Below are 23,449 nucleotides of genomic sequence, written 5' to 3' on the forward strand. Positions count from 1 at the left end.
TTTCGCCCCGAACCGCAGTTCGGGGCGAAAGAGGTTATTTCTTCAATTCTTTTACACTTTTTAGCAATTCCTCCAACTCTTTCAGCTTTGCAGGGTTGGTTTCGGCTAAGTTATTTTGTTCGCCCAAATCCGCTTTTAGGTTATACAACTGAGGTTTTGTATCGTTCCCTAATTCGGTATTGGTTTCAACGCTCATTTTAGCTCCCTTGCTCGGCGCAATGTACTTCCAATCGCCCTGAATGACCGAAAACGTTCCCGCGTGTTCAATCACGTGGTCGCGGCCTTTTTTGTCTTTGCCCAGCAGTGCAGGCAAGTAATTGCGCGTGTCGGGGGCGGTGGTGGCATCAAACGTTTGCCCTGTCAAACTGGCAAACGAAGCCAACAAGTCGATTTGACTCACCAACGCGGGAGAAACCCCCGCCTTGATTTTTTGTGGCCAACTTACAATAAACGGCACGCGCGTCCCTGCGTCAAACGCACTGTATTTTCCGCCCCGTAGTGGCCCCGCGGGCGTATGCCCACTGAGCAATTCCACTGCTTGGTCTTGGTAGCCATCGTCCACCACAGGGCCATTATCACTCGAAAATACAATCATCGTATTTTGGGAGAGCCCTAGTCGGTCGAGCGTTTCGAGTACTTTGCCTACTGCCCAGTCCAGTTGCAGAATCACGTCACCGCGTGGCCCCATGCCACTTTTCCCCGCAAACCGTTCGTGAGGTACGCGTGGCACGTGGATGTCTTGAGTAGCGAAATACAAGAAAAAGGGCTGCTTGGCGTGGTTTTCGATGAACGAAACGGCTTTTTGGGTAAAAATATCAGCCATGTCTTCGTCTTTCCAACGGGCACTTTTCCCTCCCGTCATGTAGCCAATGCGTCCAATTCCGTTGATGATGGTAAAATCATGCCCGTGCGAATGCTTCATTTTGAGCAGTTCGGGGTTGGCACGGCCCGTCGGTTCGTTGCCAATAGGTTCTTTAAAACTCACCTTGATGGGATCGTTGGGGTCGAGGTTAACCACGCGGCGATTATCGACATACACACAGGGCACGCGGTCGCCCGTAGCGGCCATGATAAATGACTCGTGGAAGCCAATGTCCAGCGGGCTTGGTTTAACTTCGCCATTCCAATCGGGACCACCTTGCGGCCCTAAGCCCAAATGCCATTTCCCAACAACTCCCGTTTGGTAGCCTGCTTGTTGGAAGACCAACGGCAAGGTGCTGCGCCCTGGTAAAATCAAGGCGGCGGCATCGCCAGTGGCCACACCCGTTCCAGGCTTTCGCCAAGCATATTCGCCCGTCAGCAACGAGTAGCGCGAAGGAGTGCAGGTAGCAGCGGTGGTGTGGGCGTTGGTAAAGCGGACACCTTTTTTAGCCAATCGGTCGATGTTGGGCGTAGCAACTTTTTTTGCACCGTAACAACTTACATCCCCGTAACCAAGGTCGTCGGCATAAATGATAATGACGTTGGGTTTGGAGGCTTGGCCATGCGCCAACAAGGAAAGGCAAAACAAGGCAAAAGACCAGATAAATTTTCTCATAAAAAGGTTGGGATAACTAGGTTTGGAAGGAGGCAAAAATAGTTCAGCTTACTGCATTATTTCGCCCCGTCCGTTGTTTTTTAGAAAAAAATAAAAAAACTGGTTTTCTACTACTTTCAACCTAATAACCCTTCTGTAATCTCCTTCAAGATACAGCCCAGAACGATAGGCAGGAACGGGCGTAAAGTGTCCTTTTCCGTTACCCAATAAAAGTATCCCAGAAGACGCATCTTGCCGACCCGAATCAATGTCGCTTCCGTACTCATTTCCGCAAAGCAGCACATCGGCGCGTTTGTCGGCATTGAAGTCTCCCACCAATAGGCTTTGCACTGTCGAAAACTGCGCTTCAACGGGCAGAGGAGTGAGGCGAAACGTCAGGTTTCCATTGTTTTGGAGGTAAGAACTGGAAAAAGTATGGGTGAGTCGTAGTTCAGCCGCGTTGGCTTCTTTGGTGCCAATCACTTGCTCAATGCTTGCATTGGAATAGGTGGCGTACCGAGTCATTTTCTTTTTAATCAAGGGAAGTTGGTTTGCCAGCTCATCCAAGCTGTGTTTAGGATACGCGCGTCCATCTTTAAAATAGTAACACGGAATGGCATCCAATCGCCCATTTTGGTCATAATCTCCCGCATACAAACGCGCAGGCTGCGCGGGGGTTGCTTTGAAAAATGAATTTTCCCCTCGATTTCCTACCACAAAGTCAACGTCGCCATCTTGGTCAAAATCAGCTCCTTCGATGCAATTCCACCAACCATTCGATTGAGTCAACTGCGCTTTGGAAGTAATATCTAGAAATTGACGCGACGAATTTTTGAGCATGGTAATGGGCATCCATTCGCCTACGACCACTAAATCAGGAAAACGGTCGTTATCTAAATCGCTCCAAAGCGCGTCGTTGACAATGCCTAATTTACCACCATTGGGCAGCAAATGAGAAGCGTCTCGAAAACGCCCTTGGTCATTGAGAAGTAGCAAGCTTTTTTCACACAATGGATACGAATGAGGCGTAACTCCCCCGCCAATGAAGAGGTCTTGGTCGCCGTCTAAATCTAGGTCCTGTGCCTTCACGCAAGTTGCATTGGAAGCAAACGGCTGTGGAACGAGCACGAACTGTCCTTTTCCATCGTTGAGATAAAGACGGTGGCGGTAAAGTGGCGAAGAATGTTCGTGTTGATAGCCTCCGCTGTTGACCCATAAATCCAAATCTTTATCCCCGTCAGCGTCAAAAAAGAGTGCTCCCGCGTCTTCGTAGGCCGCATCTTTTTCAAACGCAGGCTGTACCGATTTTTTAAAACCACCCTTTTTTTGTTGCAGAAAAAGCGTGCCCGATTGCCCTGCCGCTCCTCCAATGAAGAGATCTTCCAGCCCATCTTGATTGACATCGGCCTGGGCTGTGTAGGGGCCTTTATTGGAATAAAGGTGCTCCAGCAAGGGCTCATCCTTAAAATCGATGTAGTTGTTTTCGAACTGCGTATAGGTGTCAAGCTGCGTTAAAGATGCTTTTCTAAAAATGAATTTCGGAAAAGAACTGCGAGGGGCGGCGGGTTGGGCATCTTTCTGGGCAAGAACCACCAATTGATCCGCGGGCGGTTTTGAAATCGACTGCATCGTCCCATCTGGCCACGTCACTTTCAGTTCTTTTATCATCGTAGTTGTTCCTAAACCAAAATGAAGGGGCGTACTCGTAGAAGATAAAAATCCGCGAGTTGATGCTACGACTTGGGTTTGTTGGCCTGCGTCGGTGACTAACGTCACTTGAGCGCCAATCCCCGTTGGATTCAGCGGTGTACCTTTCAATTTTACCTGTAAATAGTGATTTGCGTTGTGCGAACGACTGTTATTTTGGTATAAAAAAGCCTCACTGTTGTAATTATTTACCACTAAATCTAAGTCTCCGTCGGCATCTAAGTCGGCATAGGCGGCGCCGTTGGAAAACGAGGGAAGGTTGATTCCCCACTCCGCTGACTTATTTTCAAAACGCAAATCATGGGTGTTACGAAATACATAATTGGTTAAGGGCGTACTCGTCATCGATTTCAATAACTCCAATGGGTTGATATTTTTTGCGTTTCCCGCTTTTTGCAGCGCTTCCACCGAACGGTACCGAAAATAGTCCAAATCAGTGACATCACGCGCGTAGCCGTTGGTTACGAAAAGGTCTTTCCAGCCGTCGTTGTCAAAATCGGCAAAAAGCGGCGACCAACTCCAATCGGTATGCGATACCCCCGCCAGTTGGGCTATTTCACTGAATACAGGGAGACCTTCTGCGTTGAGGCCATTGTTGAGTTGAAGTGTATTGCGTACTACTTGGTGGTGTAGCCCCAGCCCCACGGCTAAGAAATATTTATCGTAAGGGCTGTTGCCTTTGAGTTGCTTTTGGCGGTAATTGTCTTCGGCTACCATATCGAGATTAATTAAGTCCAGCAGACCGTCGTTGTTAAAATCGGCGATGTCGTTTCCCATGGCATTTTTGCTAATGTGCCTAAACATACGGTTGAGTTCGTCCGAAAAACCGCCTTTTTGGTTGTTGATATAAAAGAAATCCTTGTCGCCGTAGTCGTTGGCCACGTAAATATCAGGCCAGCCGTCGCGGTTCATATCGGCCACCGAACAACTCAACCCAAACGTACTCTTAGCAATCCCTGCTTTCTCTGATACGTCAGTAAATGAGCCGTTTCCGTTGTTTCGGTAGAGCTTGCTATGGGTCGCAGGATTGCTTTGGGGAGTCACCAACGTTTTCTTCCCCGACGCATTAGTAGTGGTGTAGAGCGTCAAAGCCGATTCAAAATCGACGCGGTGATTGAGCAAAAACAAATCCAAATCGCCGTCTCGGTCATAGTCAAAAAAATTGGCATGATTGGAATAGCCCGTGTCAGCCAATCCGTATTCTTTGGCTCGTTCGGTAAAGGTATTGTCGTGATTGTTGATGAGTAGTAAGTTGGCCCTATTCTCAGGATTCAGGTCTAACGAGCGACACAAATAGATGTCGAGCCAACCATCTTGATTGATGTCAACCATGGTCACTCCCGTCGTAAATCCCCCATAAAAGACGTTGGCTTTCTCCGAAATTTGTTCAAACTTCATGTTTCCTTTATTCAGGAATAGCCTTCCGCCAAAGAGGTTTCCTGTCAAAAACACATCGGGCAAACCATCATTGTTAATATCCCCAATGGCTACCCCTCCGCCATTGTACAGGTACTCATAGGTGAGAATATTGATTTTTTCGTTCTCGTTCACTTCGTTGATAAAATAGAGCCCGCTTTCTTGGGGAGATAAAAGCGAGAAAAGGGAGGAGGGCGATGAGCGGGTCGTTTCGGACGACTGGCATCCTATTATAAACAGTATCCAACAAACAGGGATAAGGGAGCGTAAAAACATGGAAAAAACTAGATTTAGGACGATTACAAATCAGGTTAATGGCCTAAATCTACATTGCCTCGTGATGGATTAAAAACCAGGCGCTTATTTGTAATGTTCTAATAACCAGTGTTTTTTGATTTTTGAAGGGTTGTTTTGTAACAGTTGTTCCCAAAAAACAAACAGTTGTGTATTAAATAACGACAGTTATAAAAAAATGGGAGTTTAACGGCCGCTACTAGCGTTAATTTGAAAAATGGATGCCATTACTACGTTGAAAAATTAGTTTGACTTCTTGGTTTTAACATCTTACTTTTATCGTCTGTGGGTTTCTTCCTGAAAAGGTAAAATTCAACATCAACGGTATAAAACGTATGCTTTTTCGGAAAATCACCCTACTCGTTATTTTAAGTGTTTCCCATGCTACCCTATGGGGGCAAACCGTCGAAGAACCCAAGGCGTTACTTCAAAAGTTTTATGCCAACTTCAACCCCAATGCCCGAGGCGAGGCGTTGGTGCAGTTGTGTGATGTATTTAGCGCCATGAATCAGAGCGATTCGGTTCGTAAATACATTCAATGGGGCGTTCCATTGCTACCTACCATCACTGAAGATGAAACAAAAGCGTGGCTAGAACATTACTTGGCCGCCTCCGTTGTACGTACACTTCCTGATAGTTCGCTGAGATTGCAAACGCGTAGCCTTCAGTATTTTACCAAAACGAATGATACCAAAGGGCTACTGAAAGCCAACCACGCCTTAGGCATTTATCAATCGTATCATGGCAAACCTGCCAAGGAGCGCGCTTATTATTTTGAAGCCCTAAAATACAACGAGTTATACAACAAAACCCGCGAGCCCAAGCGCTATGCGCGGTTTCGGGCCGCGATGTATAATAACATTTCCATCAGCTATGCCGCGGAAAACGATTACGAAAAGTCGCTCGAAGCCATTCACGAAGTGGAAAAAGTAGCGCGAGAAAGCCAATCGGATGAACTCCACTACTTAGCCGCGCAAGGGTACGGAAATATTTACAGTAAAACGAAGCAATTGGACAAATGTGAGTTTTACTACCGAGAAGCGTTAATGTACGCCGAAAAACTCAATCGAACTCCTTACATAGCGGTGTGTTTGAGCAACTTAGGGACGTACTACACGTTAACCAACCAGTACGACGAAGCCCTCAAAATGAACAAACGTGCCCTTGATATTGCCTATCAAATGAAAGATTATTTGGGTGCCTCCAACCGCCTAAATAACCTTGGCAGTATCGAATCGGTGCGGAATAAATACAAAGAAGCGGAGGCATACTTTCTTCAAAGCATTGAATATGCCGATAAGCTTAAAGCAAAAAGGCCACGGCTCAACGCCATGTCGAATCTAGCCCGTATTTATTTACAGTTGGACCGCATTCCTGAGGCACAAAAAACCGCCCAAGAAGCCATTGTCTTGGCCGAAGAACTCAACGACCGAGAGGTACTGAGCAAATTGTACAACACCCTTACCAAAAGCTACGAAAAACAAAACGATTTTGCGAAGGCGCTGGTTTATCAGCGGCAAAAAGCCAAAATGCAAGACAGTATTTTGAACGAAAAGAGCTTATCGAAAATCCACGAACTTCAGGTAAAGTACGAAACTGAGCGTAAAGAATACGAAATCAGAGAATTGAACCGTCAAAATCAAATTCAAACGTTGGAGCTACAAGAGCGCAACCTGTGGTTTGCGCTGTCGGGGGTTATTTTGTTTGGAGTGGTGTTGCTAACAGCTTTTTATGCCCGCCATCAAATTCTCAAGAAACAAAATCAAGTACTAGATATCAATCAAAAACTGTTACGAACCCAAATCAATCCTCACTTTTTCTTCAATGTATTGTCTTCCATTCAGACGTATTTGTTAGAAAAGAAAGAACCCATGCAAGCGGTTTCTTATTTATCGAAATTTGCTAAATTGATGCGTTCCGTGCTGGAAACTAGCCGAGTAGAGTTTATTGCGATTGCGGAAGAAGTATCCATGACGCAAAACTACCTCGAAATTCAGAAAATTAGATTTGGGAATCAGTTTGATTATGAAATAAGGCTAGAAGAGGGCGTGTTGGCGGAAGAGTGGGGCGTTCCTCCCATGCTTGCCCAGCCTTTTTTGGAAAATGCCCTCGAACACGGCATTCGTACGTTGACCCAAAAAGGCAAAATTGAGGTAGTTTTTCAAAAATATGGCGCAGGTATTCGGTTGATTATTAAGGATAATGGCATAGGACGACAGAAAGCAGCAACGCTTATACCAGAGGCCGAAAAGCAGTCGTTGGCCACCCAAATTACGAAAGAACGCATCGCGATTTTGAACAAACAAGTACGGGGCAAAATAGATTTTACCGTAGAAGATATTCTCGAACACGAACAAGTAATCGGCACCCAAGTGCTGTTTCTCCTACCCCTAATTGAAGTATGAACTGTTTTTTGATTGACGACGAAGAAGTACACCGTCGCGGATTGCGGCAATTAATCGAACAGTTTTTCCCAGAAATACAAATTGTAGGGGAAGCAGGCTCCTTGCAGGAGGCACAAGAGTGGCTGCGCACGCATGCCGTCGATATTGTTTTTTTGGATGTAATGCTAGGCGACGGAACGGGCCTTGATTTGCTCAAAGCAATGCCTGCTCGCTCTTTTCAAGTGGTGCTGGTATCGGCTCACAACGAATTTGCGGTAGATGCTTTTCGACTATCAGCCTTGGATTATTTACTCAAACCGATTGATGCCGACGACCTCCAAGCGGCCATCCACCGCGCCAAACAACAACTCCAATTTAGTCAAACGCACCTTCAACTTGAAATTTTACGCGAAAACCTAGAAAAACTCACCCACCAAAACCGTAAAATGGTGCTGCGTGATGCCGACACCATTTATGTGGTTACCCTCTCAGACATTGTTTATTGCCGAGCCGAAGGAAGTTACACGGCATTTAAACTCATCGACGACCAAGAAATTTTAGTCTCAAAAAACCTTGGCGAATACGAAAAACTACTTGAAAGCGCGCACTTTATCCGTTCGCACCATTCGTACATTGTGAACCTCAATCAAATTAAAAAATTTGATAAAACAGACGGTGGACAACTCATCATGCTTGGGGGCGCAACAGTTCCCGTTGCTGTTCGCCGAAAAGATGCGCTACTCAATGCGATGAGCCGATTTTTACAATAAAACCCAAACAGTTGTTGGTTTTTTATTAGCACTTACTGGGCAGTAAGAGGCGCTTATACATCTACCCGATTCGACTCAAATCAGGCATCTATTTTCGTAGTTGCCACAGCGTCGTTTGGCACGATTGTTTTCAAAACCTTACTTGCTTCGTCTATGAAAAACTATGTACTGGGGGTGTTCTTTATGCTTCTAGGGCTATTGCAAAGCCATGCCCAATGTCCCAAAGGAACTCAAGCGTTTGTTAGTACCAATTTTACTACTCCTGATGGCCTAACCGTGGGAACGCGGTCAGAGTTAGTCAATAGCATGTGGCCAGGGGAATATGTGGAGGTCAACCTCACTGCGGGGAATAGTTACCGATTTGACGGTTGTGAAAACGTGGGAGAGGATACGTACTTGACAATCCGAAACCCGTCCGATGTAGTAGTAGCGTGGAATGATAACACCTGCAATAATAACCCACAAATCAACTATACACCTACTGTATCGGGGAAATACTCCTTCTCAATCCACAGAAACGGATGTGGTACTACAATCAATCCAGCCCCCCCAATGTTCTATATTCATGCCACGTTGGTATCGGTCGCGGGTGGTGGTGGGGCCACGGTCTCGTCCATTGTGCGGGCATCTGCTAGTCCTTCCAATTCGAGTGTCGTGAATTATACCGTCACTTTTTCAGGAAGTGTCACAGGGGTGTCAGCCAGCAACTTTTCGCTCACCACAACGGGAAGTGTTACAGGGGCAAGTGTAGGGACACCTTCTGGTTCAGGTACTACCTGGACGGTGCCTGTCAATACAGGTACAGGAGACGGCACGATTCGATTAGACATGGCAAATGCGACAGGGGTAAACCCAACGGTCACGGTTCCTTACAACTCAGGAGAGGTTTATACCATTGACAAGTCACCCCCAACGGTAAGTATTGGTGCTCCAAGTTCAACGACCGTCGCTTGTGGTTCAGTTAATTATACCGTTACTTACACGGGAGCCTCCAACGTTACCTTAGCAGCCTCCAACATCACACTTACTACCACGGGCTCGGCTACTGCCACCGTAGGGGTTTCAGGGGCAGGAACAGCAACTCGAACGGTAACTTTGAGTGGAATTACAGGGGCAGGAACAATAGGGTTTAGTATAAACGCGAATACGGCTACCGATGGAGTCGGCAATAGTGCGGCGGCGGCGGGGCCAAGCAGTACTTTTACAGTTTCGCCCCCTACGGCCTCCATTTCAGGAAACAATAGCCCCGTTTGTTCCAACAGCACCGCCACATTTACCCTGAGCGGCACCAGCGGCGCGACGGTCACGTACACAATAAACGGTAGCAGCAACCAAACAATTACGTTAACAGGCGGAACGGCAACAGTCAGCGTACCAAGCGCGACGGCGAATCAAAACTTGACGCTGGTCTCTGTAACTGATGGAAGTTGCACTCAAAACTTGACGGGAACTTCAACGGTGACGGTCAATAATTCTCCAACCGCCTCCATTTCAGTAAATAACAGTCCCGTTTGTACCAACAGTACGGCTACCTTTACCTTGAGCGGCACCAGCGGCGCGACTGTTACGTACAAAATAAATGGAGGCAGCAATCAAACAGTCGTACTAACGGGCGGAACAGCAACGGTCAGCGTACCAAGCGCGACGGCGAATCAAACTTTGACGTTAGTGTCTGTAACGGACGGGAGTTGCAGCCAAAACCTGACGGGGACTTCAACGGTGACGGTCAATAATTTGCCTACCGCTTCTATTTCAGCAAATAACAGTCCCGTTTGTGCCAACAGTACCGCCACCTTTACTTTGAGCGGCACCAGCGGCGCGACTGTTACGTACAAAATAAACGGCGGTGGCAACCAAACTACGGTATTAACGGGTGGAACAGCAACAGTCAGTGTCCCGAGTGCGACGGCGAATCAAACCTTGACGTTAGTGTCCGTAACGGACGGAAGTTGCAACCAAAACCTGACGGGAACTTCGACGGTGACGGTTAACAATTTACCAACCGCTTCCATTTCATCAAACAACAGCCCCGTTTGTGCCAACAGTACGGCTACCTTTACCTTGAGCGGTACTGTTGGCGCGGTTGTCACGTACAAAATAAACGGCGGTGGCAACCAAACTACGGTATTAACGGGTGGAACAGCAACAGTCAGTGTCCCGAGTGCGACGGCGAATCAAACCTTGACGTTAGTGTCCGTAACGGACGGAAGTTGCAACCAAAACCTGACGGGAACTTCGACGGTGACGGTTAACAATTTACCAACCGCTTCCATTTCATCAAACAACAGCCCCGTTTGTGCCAACAGTACGGCTACCTTTACCTTGAGCGGTACTGTTGGCGCGGTTGTCACGTACACAATAAACGGCGGCAGCAACCAAACGATTACGTTGACGGGCGGAACAGCAACGGTCAGCGTACCAAGCGCGACGGCGAATCAAACCTTGACGTTGGTGTCGGTAAGCGATGGAAGTTGCAGCCAAAACCTCACAGGAGCTTCAACGGTGACGGTCAACAATTCCCCAACCGCCTCCATCACAGCAAACAACAGCCCCGTTTGTGCCAACAACACCGCCACCTTTACTTTGAGTGGAACCAGCGGCGCGACGGTCACATACACAATAAACGGCGGAAGCAATCAAACGATTACGTTGACGGGTGGAACAGCAACGGTCAACGTACCAAGCGTGACGGCGAATCAAACACTGATGCTAGTCTCGGTAAGCGACGGAAGTTGTAGCCAAAATCTAACGGGAACTTCAACGGTGACGGTCATCAATTTACCAACCGTCTCTATTTCATCAAACAATAGTCCCGTTTGTGCCAACAGTACGGCTACCTTTACCTTGAGCGGCACCAGCGGCGCGACTGTTACGTACACAATAAACGGCGGCAGCAATCAAACGATTACGTTGACGGGCGGAACAGCAACGGTCAGTGTCCCGAGCGTGACGGCGAATCAAACCTTGACTTTAGTGTCGGTAAGCGATGGAAGTTGCACTCAAAACTTGACGGGAACTTCAACGGTAACGGTAAACAATTTACCCACGGCGTCCATTTCATCAAACAACAGTCCCGTTTGTGCCAACAGTACGGCTACCTTTACCTTGAGCGGCACTAGCAGCGCAATCGTCACGTACACCCTCAACGGTGGCAGCAACCAAACGATTACGTTGACGGGCGGAACGGCAACGGTCAGTGTCCCGAGCGCTACGGCGAATCAAACACTGACGCTAGTCTCAGTAACTAATGGAAGTTGCAGCCAAAACCTGACGGGGACTTCCACGGTAACGGTAAACAATTTACCCACGGCGTCCATTTCAGGAAACAATAGCCCAGTTTGTGCCAACAGTACGGCTACCTTTACTTTAAGCGGCAGCAGCGGCGCGACTGTTACGTACAAAATAAATGGAGGCAGCAATCAAACGACGGTACTAACGGGTGGAACAGCAACGGTCAGTGTCCCGAGCGCTACAGCGAATCAAACCTTGACGCTAGTCTCGGTAAGCGACGGAAGTTGTAGCCAAAATCTAACAGGAACTTCGACGGTGACGGTCAACAATTTACCAACCGCTTCCATTTCATCAAACAACAGCCCCGTTTGTGCCAACAGTACGGCCACATTTACCTTGAACGGTACCAGCGGCGCGACTGTCACTTACACCCTCAACGGAGGCAGCAACCAAACGACGGTACTAACGGGAGGAACAGCAACGGTCAGCGTACCAAGCGCGACGGCGAATCAAACCTTGACGTTGGTATCGGTAAGCGACGGAAGTTGCAGCCAAAACCTGACGGGGACTTCAACGGTGACGGTCAACAATTTACCAACCGCCTCTATTACATCAAACAACAGTCCCATTTGTGCCAACAACACCGCCACCTTTACTTTGAGCGGTACCAGCGGCGCGACCGTCACTTACACAATAAACGGTGGCAGCAACCAAACTACGGTATTAACAGGTGGAACGGCAACAGTCAGTGTCCCGAGTGCAACCGCGAATCAAACCTTGACGCTGGTGTCGGTAAGCGATGGGACTTGCAGCCAAAACCTGACGGGGACTTCAACAGTGACGGTCAACAATTTACCAACCGCCTCTATTACATCAAACAACAGTCCCATTTGTGCCAACAACACCGCCACCTTTACTTTGAGCGGTACCAGCGGCGCGACCGTCACTTACACAATAAACGGTGGCAGCAACCAAACGACGGTATTAACAGGTGGAACGGCAACAGTCAGTGTCCCGAGCGCGACGGCGAATCAAACCTTGACGTTGGTGTCGGTAAGCGATGCGAATGGGTGTTCGCAACCATTGGGGGGAGTAGCGACGATTACTATCCAAACAAAACCTTCCATTGCGTTACAAGTTCAAAGCCAAGTACTAAACGAAGGCAATAACCAGGTATTCTGCGACACAGACGCCAATCCTGTCAATAGTTTACAGTTTAGTGTTTTGGGTTTGTGCGTTTCGCTTTCTCCCGTTTGGCGAGTGCAAGTAGGCAGTGGCGTATGGAGCAATTGGGCTACTAATCCGCCAATTTCCCAATCTTCCAATAACCAACTCCACCGTTACCAAGCGGCCTGCGACGCCAATTGTCCCGCCACTTATTCGGGGGTGATTGAAGTAACTATCAACTATCGAGCTTCTGTTCCCCAAAATGTATCGCTGACAGCTGATGGCGTAGTGGTGTCAGTCGGCGAAACCAAAGAAGTTTGTGCTTTATCAACAGCTCCTCTCTCGTTTACAGCGACTTGTGGGGCGGGAGAAATCATTGTTTACTCCGTTGACGGCGGTGAATATACCACTGGAGTACCCATAGGACTGGCAGACAATCAGTACCACAACTACCGTGTGCGCTGTCGTGAGGCCAATGGTATTCCGTCTTGTGTAGAAAGCGAGTCTGGGGTGATGCGGTTAAAATTAGTCCCAATTCCCGCGGCTCCTCAAGTGTCCCTTTTTCCCGAAACCAGTTGCAACCCAACCGCAAGTTTTAGCGGACAATCATCTTGCGGAATCCTAAAAACGGTTTGGTACAATGCCACTACCAACGTGGCTTTGCCTAATCTACCTTCCACTATTCCTGCCGAAACGACTTCTTACTACGCTCGTTGTCAGACGGAAATGGGTTGCGTAAGCGAAAAAAGCCAAGTCGTGACTTTTACGCTACAAACGACTGTTCAAGCGCCCGTCGTGACTGTTTCGCAAGAAATTGTATGTACAGGAACGACCGTTGTTGTCTCAGCCAATTGCCCCGCAGGAAGTCGAACGTACTGGAATACGGGTATCACCGCGACAAGTTTTGAAGTGGCATTTAGCAACGTAACCAAACAGACCTACTGGGCCAAATGCCTTTTTGACGGCGGCTGCCAAAGCCAAGAAAGTAACCGTAAAGAGGTCTATTGGAATGCCTTCGTGGTTACGTTGATTAACATTGGCGAATCAAGGTCGTCGGTAAAAATAAACGACCGAGCAGCGTGGTCTAGCCAATTCATCACGCGCGATGGTGGTCCTACGTTAGAACAAAGTACCCAGCAAAATCCGACGCTCTTTTTTGTGGAAAATCCCAATAAAATAGCTCCTCGTTTCTGGACAATCAATGCTGATGCCTGTGCCTTGGGAACAAACGGCTCGCTGACTTTTGATATGTTGGCAACCCCCGAAATGGGTGTGGTTCGTTCGTTTAATACCCACGAAAACAATGCCCCTTATTTTATGTATGCCAATCGTGAAGGCTGGACGGAGCTATACGCCCAAAATCACCCAGCCTATGGTTTCTACGCCGACAACGGTGCGGGAGGAAATGCCTATGATTCAGGGTTACCGAAAGGTTTATACAAATTGAGTATTCGGTATTGGGACCAAAAAGGCTGGGGAAGTATTTATCCCTCCACCCGCCAAGCGCAAGGCAATGTCTTGGCTTATCAGGAATATTGGTTCCGAATCCAATCGCGAGACGGGGTAGGTGTGGGTGCAGCAAGAGAAGAGGCAAAGGGCAGTGGGCAAGGGGCAAATGGCAAAGAGCAAGGGTCGCGTCGCACGGCAACTAATTTGTCACCCTGGAAGGGGCTAAAATCCACCGATAACGGGTCTTTCGCCACCGTTCTGCCCAATCCTGTCACTAACATTCTCCGTTTGAAGGTACAAGGCAGTAAGGGGCAAGTAGTACAGACTTCGTTGATGGACGCTTCGGGACGTCAGGTGTTAAGCCGTGCATTTACCGCTGATACTGATGCACATACGGAAGAAATTTCGGTGGATAAATTAGCACCTGGTGTGTATTTTTTGAGTGTAAACACAGCCCAATCGGTTCGTACGTTAAAAGTTTTAAAAATAGAGTAGGGTTTTTCATAAAGTGTAGTTGAACCGCCGCCTCTTTTTTGGGGGCGGCGGTTTTTTTGTAAAATTCATCCTCAAAAATCCTAAAACCAGCCCCGTTTTCAACCACTCTTCTACTTACCCATACCCTCTCAACAAAATCTTTTCTACCTTTATCAGCCTTATACGAAGGTTTTTATAACTTTCGTGGTAATACGCGTTCGCATCGAAACAATCATTGAAAACATCAAACCTTTACAACAGTGGCAGACGAACCCCAAAAAAGTAAAATGAGCGGTTGGCTCCGCGATTTAGCAGGAGTTTTTGTGGTACTAGACGACCAAAAAGCTGAAGAAAAACCAGCCGCACCTGCGTCCGCACCCGCTCCTTCCGCGCCGCCTAAAAGCACACCCGTGAGTGCGCCTGTGTTTGTGGCCCCCGCTTCTAACGACTTCGTGGAAGACCTACGAAACCGTTTTCGGAAGATTTTGGAAGAAAAAAATCAGCCTGGTTTCGATTTTTATGAGTTTTCGCAAATGTTATTGCGGACGAGCACCAACCCCAGTGTAGAGCATTTTAAGACGGCCTATGAAGGCGCTAAACTCCTGAATCCTAATTGTAATCAACAGTTTTTGCTGGAGTCGGCGGCTTTTTATAAAACAGAATTACAAAAAGCGTTTGAAGCGACGGTTTCGGCAGGAGAGCAAAAGAAAAACGCCCTCACCACCGAAAAAGCCAAAGAACAACAGCAGCTCAATACCGAAGTCAATACCATTGAGCAACAGTTGGCTAAGTTGAAGCAAGAAATTGCCAATTTGGAAAAAATACAAACCGAGAAATTAGCGGCGCTCAACGGAATAGATAGTAAGTTTACGGATAAGTTTGCCGAAATTGAGCAAAAAATTCAGGCTACCGTGACGGCCAAAGAAGGCGTTGCCAGTGAAATTAGCTTGATTGAAAACGGCATAAAGCAGTATATTTCGTAAAATTTAACCACAACTACTATGAATCTAACAGGTGCAGGCAAAGTCCTTTTGATTTTATTCATCGCGGGGTTATTGGGCGCAGGGTATTATTTCTTGGGCCCCGATCCTAAAAAAGCCATAACAGAACTGACGACCAAATCGCCCGAAGGTGGCCCGTCGGCAAGTACAACAACTGAATCGACAGCTTCGGACGAGAGTTCTTCTTCGGCCAGCAGTGAGTCGTCGGCAGAGGCTACTTCGACGGCTGGGGCTTTTTCTTATACGGCTCCTGAGCCCGTGGACGGGAAGCTCAAAGGTGTCGTCGAATTGGGAGCCAGCGGGTTTAACTCGTTTGTGGTGAACATCGACAAAGACAAAAATTGGAAGCTCGAACACGCTGAGTTTGGTAACAGCATGGTCATCGAAAACATGGCTTCTGACTACGACATCCGCATTGGCCTGAAACGCTACATCGGTAACATGATGGACCACGGCGTAAGTGGCAAAGACATTCACTTTGTGGTGAGTTCGGGCGCATTGAAAGCGGAAGTGACGGGTAAAATTATCAAAGTATTGAAGGATATGGGGTACATGGTCAACACCGTAACGCCCGACCAAGAAGGTTCATTGGGCTTGAAGTGTGCCTTGCCTGCTTCATTTAACGACAAAGGCTTCTTTACCGACATTGGTTCAGGAAATACCAAAATCGCTTGGAGTGAAGGTGGTGCTATCAAGACCCTTGAAACGTACGGCGCTAAGTACTACGAAAAAGGAGTAGCCGACGACAAAGTGTATGAAGAAGTAGGGGCAATGTCGAAACAAGTGCCCAAAAGCAAGCGAGAAATATGCTTTATCATTGGCGGTGTGCCGTTTGATTTGGCCAAAGAGGTACGAAATGGCAAAGAAAGATATACCGTTTTGAAGGCCGCCGAGGCGTACAAACTCGACAAAGCCAAATCAAAAGCAGGAGGAAATATTTATAAAGCCGTTGCTGATGCCACGGGTTGCAAAACCTTTGTTTTTGACTGGGATGCCAACTTTACCATTGGCTTCTTGTTGGGCTTGAAGTAACTGTTCGTTTTTTCTTTTAAAAGAGGCTGTTTCACCAAACAGCCTCTTTTGTTTTTATTTGTTTATGTTGTTTTGTACTTTTCCACGATTTTAAAAGATTTAAAAGAAATTTATATAACCTATTGTTTATATATTCTATTTTTGCCTTGAGAAACTCGGCTTTCATTTTATGCAGGTATGAATTCTGACCAAAAGGAGACACATTTGACAAGTTGGAATCGACTCAGGGCGGGTGATAACTATGCTTTGGGCGAATTATACGATGGGTATATACAAATCTTGTACAAATTTGGCCGCCGACTTTGCAACGATGAAGAACTACTGACGGATGCCATCCATGATGTATTTGAGGATATCTGGAAATACCGAGCGTCGTTAAGTGAAGTTGAGGCAAATAACATTCAATTTTATTTGTGTAAATCCCTAAAAACCAAACTGCTCAAGTACCTCAATCGGCAGTCGAGACATACGCAACTTTCTGAATTTGAAGAGATAAATGAGGACTACATCGAGCCCGTCGATACGTGGTTTGTCAACCAAGAAACCGAATCCCTTCAAAAACATCAGCTCGAAAAACACATTGCTCAACTCCCTAAGCGTCAGCAAGAAGCGCTTCTTCTTCGTTTTTACGATAATTTAAGCTACGACGAAATCGCCGAAATGATGTCGCTAACGCGTCATTCGGTCTATAATCTTATCTACAAAGCCCTCGGCCAACTGCGCGATAGTTGGATATTTGTGGCTGTTTTTGGGCTGTTGAAATTTTTTTATAAATTTTTTTAAAAAAGAAAGAGGTAATCTTCGCACTTCGTTTCTCTATGTGGTATAATGCCTCCGAGAGAATGCCTGAACCCTTAACAAAATACGCCTCCTTTGACGCTGTGCAACTCGCAGCCGATGACTTTTTCCAAGATTGGGTACGAAATCCTTCGGGAGAAGCGGATCAATTTTGGAACGAATTTCTCCACACCTATCCTGAACGCCAAACGACGATGGAAGAAGCCCGACAGTTGGTACAACGAGTCGAAGTTCGTTTGCCTGACATGCCAGAAGCGAAAGTTCAGGCCCTCAAAACCCGACTTGAGCAAACCATTGGCTTGCCATTGTCGCCGCAAGACGCTCCCGTCGTGCCTTTACGCCGCTCGTTTGTGAAACGATTGAGCTGGGTAGCCGCCGCTGTGGTGTTGCTGGTAGGCGGTGTGGTAGCTGCTTGGTACACGTCGCAACCCACCACAGTCTCGTACGCTACTTCTTACGGCGAAACTCGCAAAGTTGAGTTGCCCGACGGTTCGGTGGTTAACTTGAATGCCAACTCCACCTTGTCGTTTTCGGAAGATTTAAAAGACAAGGCCATTCGGGAAGTGTGGTTGCAAGGAGAAGCGTTTTTCGATGTGAAACATACGCCAACCGATGCGAAGTTTCGGGTACATACCAACGACCTCGTGGTGGAAGTACTCGGGACGGAGTTCAACGTCTCAGACCGCCGCAAAACGACCCAAGTGGTGCTTCAGTCAGGAAAAGTTCAAATCAAAGCTGCCCAACAATCGGCGGTCTTGCGGCCTGGTGACATGGTGGAATTTCGGGCCGATACCCGTAGCTTGACGCAGCGCAAAGTAAGAACCGAACTGTACAGTTCGTGGCAACAAAACATCTGGATTTTGGACGGCGAAGCAATGAGCGATGTCGCCCAGCGCATCGAAGATACCTTCGGGATTGAAGTAAGTTTTGAAAACCCTGCCCTTGCCAACGAAAAAATATCGGGAACTATTCCTTCGGGGAGTGCCGAAGAAGTACGGGACATTTTGGTCGATCTTCTAAAAGCCGACTGCCAACTATCAGAGAAAAAACTAACGATTAAATAAACCTAACTTTTGAGATAAACCATGTACAAACCATTACTATTATCCTTTTTGGTCTGTGGGATAACAGGTTTTGTTCAAAAAGCAAATGCGCAAGTGTTTGCCGCCAATTACACAACCATTTCACAGCAAAATAAGACCCAACCCGACCGCAAAGCGTCTATTCCTTTGAAAGAAGCGCTACGCGATGCCGAAACGCGATTTGGGATTCATTTGGTGTATAAAACCGACGAAATTCCGAATCGGTTGATTGCAGCCGACGCCCTCAGTGGCAAACTCGAACAGGTGTTGGAGAACCTCCTCAACCCTGCGGGTTTGACCTACAAAAAAGTGAGAAATACCTACATTATTAAAACCCAAAAAGTAAAAACTTCGGGCAAGGAAATTCTCACACCTAGCGAGCCAAGTCCAGAAGCGTTGCCCAGCACTAGAACGATTTCTAATGATTTCTCAAGTCTTCGGACGGTGCCTTCGCAACTTCAATTTCCAACCTCAGCGACCCGTGCTGTAGTGTTGGAGGATATAAAAATTGCGGGAAAAGTGGCAGAAGAAAACGGTCAAGTTTTGCCTGGTGTAAGTATTTTGCTCAAGGGCACTAACCGTGGTACAACCACCGACGTCAATGGTGGATTTCAACTCGCCGTCCCCGACGAAAAAGCGGTGTTGGTGTTTAGCTACGTGGGCTATTTACCCCAAGAGGTGGTGGTAGGTGGTCGCACGGCCCTCACTATCACGCTGGTCGCCGACACCAAGGCACTCGGTGAAGTGGTCGTCGTCGGTTACGGCGTTCAGAAAAAAACGAGCTTGACCAGTGCCGTTGCTGAGGTAAAAAGCGAACAACTAACGCGCCGCCCCGTGTCGAACGCCAACCAAGCCTTGCAAGGGATTGCACCTGGGGTGACGATTCTTGACCGTGGTGGTTCGCCTGGCCCCAACTCTCGTGCCACGGTGCGGGTACGTGGTATCACTACGTTGAGTTCAAACGATCCGTTGTTTATCGTAGATGGAGTAGAACAACCTTTTAACACCATTAATCTCGATGATATTGAAAGCATTTCGGTACTAAAAGACGCCTCATCGACGGCGATTTACGGGTCGCGGGCGGCTAACGGGGTTGTGCTCGTGACAACCAAACGCGCCAAGTCGGGGAAAGCAGTGGTGGATTACAGCGGTTTTTATGCCGTTCAAAATGCCATTAATAAACCCGAAATGATGGATTTAGAGCCTTACATGCGTTTGCAAAACGTAGCATATATCAATTCGGGCGCAGCGGCGAAGTTTAGCGAAGCCCAAATTTCAGAATACGTCAATGCCACCGACCGCCTTAAATTTCCTTTGCCCAACACGTGGTTTAAAACCGTGTTACGGGCAGCGCCGCAGTTTAGCCAAAACGTGTCGGTTAGCGGTGGAAATGAGTTTTTTCGCGGCCGTGTAGGGGTACGTTACCAAAAACAAGGAGGAATTGCCCCTAATTTTGACAGCGATGTGAAAGAAATCCGCGCCAATACCGATTTTAAAGTGTCCAATCGGTTGAGCGCAAGCGTGGATATCAACTACCGCAACAACAACTGGCAAACGCCCATCAGTGAGTTCAACGTATTTAATACCATGTTTCACGGGTCGCTATGGGCTGTTCCAAAGTATCCTGATGGTACTTACGGCGTGAGTGCTCAAGGCAATAACCCCTTGATGTACGCCGAAATCGCAGGGCTTTCACGGAACATTCAGGACTATTTGTTTGGAAGTGGAAAAGTAGAATGGGAAATCATTCCGAACTTGAAATTTAGCAGCCAATACGCCATTCGCTACACGGCAGAGCAAAACAAAAACTACACCAATGCTTATACGGTCTTGGATTATTACAACCCATCGTTGGTCAGAAAAACCATTCCGCGCAGTAGTTTGACCGAAATCCGCAGCGTAACGCGCGAAACAACCCTCAATAATTTGTTGGGGTACAGCAATACGTTTGGTCAACACGAAGTAAAAGCATTGGTAGGGTATTCAGAAATTCAGAACAAATACAACACCATCAATGCTTATCGGGAGGATTTTTATAACAACGATGTGCAGTCGATTGGCGCAGGTTCTGACAACAACAAAAACAGCGGTGGCGTAGATTCTCAGTGGGGACTTCGCTCGTTTTTTGGACGGGTAAACTACGCTTTGGCCGACAAGTATTTGTTTGAAGCCAATGCGCGCTACGACGGCTCATCGCGTTTTACGGGTGACAAAGTGTATAGCTTCTTCCCGTCGTTTTCGGCAGGCTGGCGTTTATCAGAGGAGAAGTTCTTTGAGCCACTCCGCGCCGTGGTGGGTGAGTTGAAAGTGCGTGGTTCGTGGGGAAGAACTGGAAACCAAGCAGTAGGCTTGTACAGCTATTTCCAAACCCTTAACTCTTCTACCTATACGTTTGGCGGCTCGGTGGTGCAAGGCTACGTTCAATCCAACTTGGCCAACCCGAACTTGACGTGGGAAACCACCGCCCAAACCGACATTGGGTTGGATGCGCAGCTTTGGAACAATCGTTTGAGCTTTACCTTTGATTATTACGACAAATTGACCGACGGTATTTTGCTAAACCTACCCATTCCAACAACCGTAGGTTTGAATGCCCCTCCGCAAAACGCAGGAAAAGTGGGGAACAAAGGAATTGAATTGGGCTTGACGTACCGCAACAAAACCAAGAGTGGTTTCTCGTACGAAATCGGCGGAAACTTTGCCCAAAACAACAATAAAGTGATTGATTTGGCCAAAACCGGGCCTTACATCTCAGGCACGGACATTGACCCGCGCTACATCATCAAAGAGGGTTTGCCGTACAATGCCCACTGGGGATACAAAACCGATGGGTTGTTCCAAACGGCCGACGAAATCAAAGCCTATCCTACGTTGGTGCCTAACATGAAACCTGGCGATGTGAAGTACGTGGATTTGAACAACGACGGAAAAATCAATAGCGATGACATGACGTTTATTGGTCTAACGTTCCCGCGTTACACCTTTGGACTAAACACCAATTTTAGCTACAAAAACTTTACGCTCTTTACCCAGTGGCAAGGTGCGGCGGATGTGGACACGCGTTTGTCGGGGGCATTGGCCGAAATGGGTAACTACGAAGGTTTTACGCACAAAATTTATACCGATAACTACTGGACGCCCGAGCGCCCCAATGCGCGTTTCCCTCGTCCTGTAAAATTGGATTTGCGCAACGTATCCACGTCTGACCGTATGATTATCGACGGGTCGTACTTCCGCATGAAAACCATTCAATTGTCTTACAGCTTGCCAAAAGGCTTGCTGGAGCGTATCAAAGCGGGGCGGGCTACGGTCTATGTGAGCGGTACCAACTTGCTTACGTTCTCGAAGTTGAATGAATGGAACCTCGACCCCGAAGCAGAATCAGGACGCGCGACCTATTATCCTCAAACGTCGCTGACCACGGTTGGTCTTAATGTACAATTTTAACCTTTAAGAAAAGCTTAAAACAATGAAAATCAGATATATTTTCCCTCTTGTCGTAGGCTTAGGTGTATTGTCGGGTTGCGAACAAAACCTGCTTGACACCGTGCCCAACGACCGTATTTCTTCGGATATTTTCTGGAAAACCGAAAGAGACGCGATTCTTGCCTCAAACGGTCTCTATCCTGCTTTGGACGGGGTCAACATCTTTGCCATTGAAGGCGTCACGGATATTTCGCACGTCAACCAAGTATTTCAAGTAGAGTCTAACATTGAAAAAGGCATTCACGATGCGCTCAATTCGCGTCCTCAAACCGAATGGACGTCGGCTTACCGTGGGATTCGCCTAGCCAACGATTTTTTGGCCAACATTGATAAAGTCCAAACGACCAACACCGCCCTTATTGCCCGCCTCAAAGGAGAAGCACGTACGCTTAGAGCGTATCAATATACCAAGCTCGTGGGGCTTTTTGGAGATGTACCTTTGGTAACGACGACCATCGGTATTGAAGAAGGACGGACGCTCAAGCGGGCATCCTCGGCCCAAATTTGGGATTTTGTGCTCAAAGAACTTACCGAAGCGGCCAACGATTTACCCGCAGCCCAAACCGACAAAGGGCGTATCACTAAAGGGGCAGCCTTGGCCTTGAAAGCACGGGCTGCGCTCTGGGCGGGGCGTTACCAAGAAGCGGCGGATGCGGCCAAAGCGGTGATTGATTCAAAAACGTACGCCTTGTATTCGAGTTATGCCAACCTTTTCTCGTACGCAGCCGAAAACAATTCAGAAGTGATTTTGGACAAACAGTTTATTAAGGATACCTATTCCAACAACGTGTTTGCGAGCATGGGGCCGTATAGCCAACGTACGGCCAACAATACCTACGTGCCTACCAAAGCGCTGGTGGATGCGTATCCGATGGCCAATGGCAAGGACATTACCGACCCTACCAGCGGTTTTGATCCTAAAAATCCGTATGCCAACCGCGACCCGCGTTTGAGGGCCTCGATTTTTGTACAAGGCGACGATTTGCCCGATGGGAAGAAATTTGACCCGCGTCCAACAAGCGGAACGGCCGATGCCATTGGCAATACATACCTAGCCACTTCGACGGGTTTTGTGTTGAAAAAATACATCAACAAAGAAGACTTAACCACGGGTGGAAACTGCGGAATCAACATCGTTTTGTTGCGGTATGCCGAAGTTTTACTTACGTATGCCGAAGCAAAAATTGAACTTAATCAGATAGATGCCACCGTTTACGACGCCATTAACCAAATTCGTCAGCGTGCCGATGTGAAATTGCCTGCTTTGGCGACGGGGCTATCGCAAGCACAGTTGCGCGATGTCGTCCGTAAAGAGCGCTTGCTTGAATTGGCGTTTGAAGGACTTCGTTTGTTTGACATTCGCCGCTGGAAAACCGCCGAAAAAACAATGGTAGGAGATGTTTATGGAATGACGTACGCAGACGGTGCCGATTTGAAAACCATTCAGATTGCCTCATTTACCCGCGTTTTTGACCCTGCCAAACACTACCTCTGGCCTATTCCACAGAAAGAACGCGAACTCAACCCCGAGCTTACCCAAAATTCGGGCTGGTAATTTGACCTGACACATCAGTAGTATCCAACTCCATTTCTATTTTAAAACAAACAATCAGCGGTAGGACGTCAAGTGCGTTCCTACCGC

Annotated in this window: 11 protein-coding genes; 9 read left to right on the plus strand and 2 right to left on the minus strand. The window is 47.6% G+C overall.

The genetic code is table 11. From position 1 onward, the window contains the following. Nucleotides 1-34: 34 nt before the first annotated feature. Nucleotides 35-1,537 carry a sulfatase family protein gene (locus FHS57_RS01190; protein WP_183971031.1) on the minus strand — a complete coding sequence of 501 codons (1,503 nt, stop codon included), beginning with the start codon at nt 1,535-1,537 and terminating at the stop codon, nt 35-37. A 48-nt stretch (nt 1,538-1,585) separates the two neighbouring features. Further along, nucleotides 1,586-4,915, minus strand: a complete 3,330-nt coding sequence (locus tag FHS57_RS01195) for a VCBS repeat-containing protein (protein WP_183971032.1) — start codon at nt 4,913-4,915, stop codon at nt 1,586-1,588. A gap of 353 nt (nt 4,916-5,268) precedes the next feature. Between FHS57_RS01195 and FHS57_RS01200 the strand changes: the two genes are divergently transcribed. The 9 genes from FHS57_RS01200 to FHS57_RS01240 all read left to right on the plus strand — a co-directional run bounded on the left by FHS57_RS01200 (nt 5,269) and on the right by FHS57_RS01240 (nt 23,362). Then, a complete protein-coding gene (locus FHS57_RS01200; protein WP_183971033.1) occupies nt 5,269-7,338 on the plus strand; it encodes a tetratricopeptide repeat-containing sensor histidine kinase in 2,070 nt (689 codons plus the stop codon). Next, entirely contained in the window at nt 7,335-8,087 is a 753-nt protein-coding gene (locus FHS57_RS01205; RefSeq protein WP_183971034.1) for a LytR/AlgR family response regulator transcription factor, read from the plus strand. The genes FHS57_RS01200 and FHS57_RS01205 overlap by 4 nt, the downstream gene beginning before the upstream one ends. A 153-nt stretch (nt 8,088-8,240) precedes the next feature. After that, nucleotides 8,241-14,429 (plus strand): T9SS type A sorting domain-containing protein, encoded by a 6,189-nt coding sequence (locus tag FHS57_RS01210; protein WP_183971035.1) that lies wholly within the window; start codon nt 8,241-8,243, stop codon nt 14,427-14,429. Between the two features lie 239 nt (nt 14,430-14,668). After that, entirely contained in the window at nt 14,669-15,391 is a 723-nt protein-coding gene (locus tag FHS57_RS01215; protein ID WP_183971036.1) for a hypothetical protein, read from the plus strand. Nucleotides 15,392-15,409: 18 nt separating this feature from the next. Then, nucleotides 15,410-16,441 carry a hypothetical protein gene (locus FHS57_RS01220; protein WP_183971037.1) on the plus strand — a complete coding sequence of 344 codons (1,032 nt, stop codon included), beginning with the start codon at nt 15,410-15,412 and terminating at the stop codon, nt 16,439-16,441. Between the two features lie 177 nt (nt 16,442-16,618). Beyond that, nucleotides 16,619-17,224, plus strand: coding sequence for an RNA polymerase sigma factor (locus FHS57_RS01225; protein ID WP_183971038.1), 606 nt, complete (start codon nt 16,619-16,621; stop codon nt 17,222-17,224). Between the two features lie 59 nt (nt 17,225-17,283). Beyond that, complete coding sequence (locus tag FHS57_RS01230; protein WP_183971039.1) at nt 17,284-18,303, plus strand: FecR family protein; 1,020 nt, start codon at nt 17,284-17,286, stop codon at nt 18,301-18,303. Between the two features lie 21 nt (nt 18,304-18,324). Continuing rightward, a complete protein-coding gene (locus FHS57_RS01235) occupies nt 18,325-21,768 on the plus strand; it encodes a SusC/RagA family TonB-linked outer membrane protein (RefSeq protein ID WP_183971040.1) in 3,444 nt (1,147 codons plus the stop codon). A gap of 22 nt (nt 21,769-21,790) precedes the next feature. Then, on the plus strand, nt 21,791-23,362 hold the full coding sequence (locus tag FHS57_RS01240) for a RagB/SusD family nutrient uptake outer membrane protein (protein WP_183971041.1): 1,572 nt from the start codon (nt 21,791-21,793) through the stop codon (nt 23,360-23,362). The last annotated feature ends 87 nt before the right edge of the window (nt 23,363-23,449 follow it).

It is taken from the genome of Runella defluvii (assembly GCF_014195535.1).
In the GTDB taxonomy this organism is placed as follows: Bacteria; Bacteroidota; Bacteroidia; order Cytophagales; family Spirosomataceae; genus Runella; species Runella defluvii.